Source organism: Achromobacter sp., from assembly GCF_036567245.1.
Classification (GTDB): Bacteria; Pseudomonadota; Gammaproteobacteria; order Burkholderiales; family Burkholderiaceae_B; genus Achromobacter.
On the sequence record NZ_DATCUY010000695.1, the window covers coordinates 1 to 3,727 of the forward strand.

General features: G+C 65.8%; 3 protein-coding genes. All 3 read right to left on the reverse strand.

What is annotated here, in order from left to right:
• Nucleotides 1–155 precede the first annotated feature (155 nt).
• Entirely contained in the window at nt 156–1,424 is a 1,269-nt protein-coding gene (locus VIR09_RS29825) for a phenylacetate--CoA ligase family protein (protein ID WP_332016154.1), read from the reverse strand.
• A 28-nt stretch (nt 1,425–1,452) separates the two neighbouring features.
• Nucleotides 1,453–2,295 (reverse strand): ABC transporter ATP-binding protein, encoded by an 843-nt coding sequence (locus VIR09_RS29830; RefSeq protein ID WP_332016155.1) that lies wholly within the window; start codon nt 2,293–2,295, stop codon nt 1,453–1,455.
• A 61-nt stretch (nt 2,296–2,356) separates the two neighbouring features.
• Complete coding sequence (locus VIR09_RS29835; RefSeq protein WP_332016156.1) at nt 2,357–3,697, reverse strand: ABC transporter substrate-binding protein; 1,341 nt, start codon at nt 3,695–3,697, stop codon at nt 2,357–2,359.
• Between the last annotated feature and the right edge of the window lie 30 nt (nt 3,698–3,727).

A 3,727-nucleotide genomic window follows, 5' to 3' on the forward strand; every position in this document is an offset into this window, starting at 1 on the left:
CGGGGATGCTGGTCGGCCGCGCGGTGGCCGACCGTTTTCCGCCGCGCCGCCTGCAGCAGAGTTTCGCGCTGTTCGCGGGCGTGGTGGCGGTGGCGATGCTGGTTAAGGGCATCCTGGCGCTGGTGGCGGCTGCGTAAGGCCGCCACCCGTATCGCTTACTCGTACGTACGGATATCGTCGATGACCTTGCCGTCGTTCGGCAGGCTGTCCGCATCCACCCATTCCACGTCGCTGCGCAGCTTGGTCACGTCGCGCACCGACTCGGCGATGCGCTTGCCCAGCTCTTCGCTGCGCACCCGCGATTCCACCTTCAGCACCATGCGGTCGGACCCGGTGCTGCCGCTGATCACCAGCCGCGCGCGCAGGATCTCGGGATGGCGGCGCGCCACGTCGGCGACCTGCGACGGATGCACGAACATGCCGCGCACCTTGGTGGTCTGGTCCGCGCGGCCCATCCAGCCCTTGATGCGGGTGTTGGTGCGGCCGCAAGGCGAGATGCCGGGCATGACGGCGGACAGGTCGCCAGTGCCGAAGCGCACCAGCGGGTAGTCGGGATTCAGGGTGGTGACCACGACTTCGCCGACTTCGCCGTCGGGCACCGGCTCGCCGGTGCCGGGGCGCACGATCTCGACAATGATGTCCTCGCCCAGCACCAGGCCTTCGCGCGCCGGCGTTTCAAAGGCGACCATGCCCAGGTCGGCGCTGCCGTAGGCCTGGTAGCCGTCGATGCCGCGCGCGGCCAGCCAGTCGCGCAGGGACGGCGGGAAGGCCTCGCCGGACACCAGCGCGCGGCGCAGCGAGTCCAGCTTCACGCCCAGTTCGTCGGCCTTTTCCAGGATGATCTTGAGGAAGCTGGGCGTGCCGGTATAGCCGGTGGGCGCCAGGTCCTGGATCGCGCGTACCTGCTGTTCGGTCTGGCCGGTGCCGCCGGGAAACACGGTGCAGCCGACCGCGTGCGCCGCGGTTTCCATCATGGAACCGGCGGGCGTGAAGTGGTAGGAAAAGCAGTTGTAGGCCAGTTCGCCGGCGCGGAAGCCCGCGGCGTGCAGGGCGCGGGCAAAGCGCCAGTAGTCGCCGCGCGCGCTCTCCGGTTCATAGATGGGGCCGGGCGACGCGAACACGCGCATCGCCTCGCCCCAGCCTATGGCGGAAAAGCCGCCGAAGGCTTTCTGCGGCCCGGCAGGCGTCGCCGCGTCATCGCGGCTGTGCTGCTGGCGTTCCAGCAGTTCGTGCTTGCGCAGCACCGGCAGACTTGCCAGAGCCGCGCGCGACGTGATGGTGGCGGGGTCGATACCGCGCAACTGCTCGGCGATGGCAGGCGCACGCGCAATGGCCCGGGCGATCGCGCCGGGCAGGGCAGCCATCAGCTCGCGCTCGCGTTGCTCGGGCGCTCTGGTTTCCAGAACATCGAAAAACTCGGACATGGGATCGCACCCTCTCGTATGCCAGGAATCACGCCAGCCAGCGCTTGCGCCGGCGGTAGAACTTGTTGTCGCGGAAACTCTTGCGTTCGCCGCTGGATATGCCCAGGTAGAACTCCTTCACGTCCTCGTTCTGGGCCAGGTCGGCTGCGGCGCCGTCCATCATCACGCGGCCGTTTTCCAGGATGTAGCCGTAGTCGGCATAGCGCAGCGCGATGTTGGTGTTCTGCTCGGCCAGCAGGAAGCTGACGCGTTCGCGCTGGTTCAGGTCGCGCACGATCTCGAAGATTTCCTCGACGATCTGCGGCGCCAGGCCCATGGAGGGCTCGTCCAGCAAAATCATGTTGGGGTTGGCCATCAGCGCGCGGCCGATGGCGGTCATCTGTTGTTCGCCGCCCGAGGTGTAGCCGGACTGGCTGGTGCGGCGCTGCTTCAGGCGCGGAAAATACTGGTAGACGCGGTCCAGCGCTGCGGCGGTGTCGCCGCGGCTCATGCTGCGCGTATAGGCGCCGGTCAGCAGGTTTTCCTCAATGGTCAGGTGGGCAAAGCAATGCCGGCCTTCCATCACCTGCACCACGCCGCGCTTGACCAGCTCCGCCGGCGACAGCTTTTCGATGCGCTGATCGCGGTACTGGATATGGCCCTTGGTGACGTCGCCGCGCTCGCCCTTGAGCAGGTTCGAGATGGCGCGCAAGGTGGTGGTCTTGCCTGCGCCGTTGGCGCCCAGCAAGGCCACGATCTTGCCCTCCGGCACCTGCAGGGAAACACCCTTGAGCACCAGGATCACGTGGTTGTAGATCACCTCGATGCCGTTCACGTCGAGCAGCACCTTGGGGGTGTCTGCGGGTACTGCGGAAGTCGTTGCAGCGGTCATGGCTGTTCCTGCGGCTTGGTGGCCGCCGGCCCCGTTATCCAGGACCGGCGGCCGGTTCACATCAGTTCTCGCAAACGCGGGGCGTGATGTTCTTTTCCTTGGCGTACTTTGCTGCGCCTTCCTTCACCATGGGATCCAGGATGGTCTTGTCCGACTGATACCAATCGGAGACCACCTTGAACTTCGCGCCGTCCCACTGCACGATGCGAGCCCAGTCGTCGCCCTTGTGGTTGCTGCACGAGGTCTTGACCGGACGCATGATCTGGCCGAAGCCCAGCTTGTCGAGCTTCTCCTGCGTCAGGTTCAGGTTCTCGAAGCCCCAGCGCACCTGGTCGGGCGTCAATGCCTTGCCCTTGCCGTACTTCTCCTGCGCGGTGCGGATCGCTTCCACCTGCAGCATCGAGATCATCATGCCGCGGGTGTGGGCGATGGTGCCCAGCGTGGTCTTGCCGGTCTTGTCCGCGCCCTGGCCCTTGTCGTAGACGAACTTCTTCAGGTCGTCGTAGACCTTGTCGTGCTCGGCGCCGCTGTTGTGGATGGTGATGGCGTTGTAGCCCTTGGCGACATCGCCCAGGTCCTTCACGTCGCCCTCGGAGCCGGCCCACCAGATCGCGTACATCTTGTCTCGCGGATAGCCGCTGGCCTGGGCTTCGCGGATGGCGGTCGGCGTCATGATGCCGGCGCTCCACAGCAGCACGTAGTTGGGACGGGCCTGGCGGATCTGCAGCCAGGTGGACTTCTGTTCCACGCCGGGGGCGGTCACGGGATAGAGCACCAGCTCGAAGCCTTCCTTGGCCGCGCGCTTCTGCAGCAGGGGGATAGGCTCCTTGCCATACGGCGAGTCGTGGTAGACCAGGGCGATCTTCTTGCCCTTGAGCTTGTCCATGCCGCCTTCTTTCTTGGCGATGTCCTGGATCATCACGTCGGCCGCGGTCCAGTAGGTGCCGAGCAGCGGGAAGTTCCATTCGAATACGCTGCCGTCGACCGACTGCGACAGGCCGTAGCCCATCGTTTCGACCGGCACCTTGTCGACCATGGCCTTGTCGCTGACGGCGAAGGTGATGCCGGTGGACTGGGTGTCGAAGCCCGATGCGCCGGTGCCCTTGCCCTTCAGGCGCTCGTAGCATTCCACGCCGCGGTCGGTGGCGTAGGCGGTTTCGCACTCTTCGTACGTGATCTTGACGCCGTTGACGCCGCCATCGCGTTCGTTGACCAGCTTCAGATAATCCAGCTTGCCGTCGGCCCAGGGAATGCCCAAGGGGGCGAAGGACCCGGTGCGATACACCAGCAACGGAACGAACTGCTCTTCCGCCGCCATTGCCGGCGTGGCCACGGCGCCTGCGGCGCCGGCTGCGGCCATCAAAGCTGCCGCCAACTTCAGGTTAAGACGCTTCATCTCCATTTACCTCCTGCGTGGTGCTTGGGTCAGTAA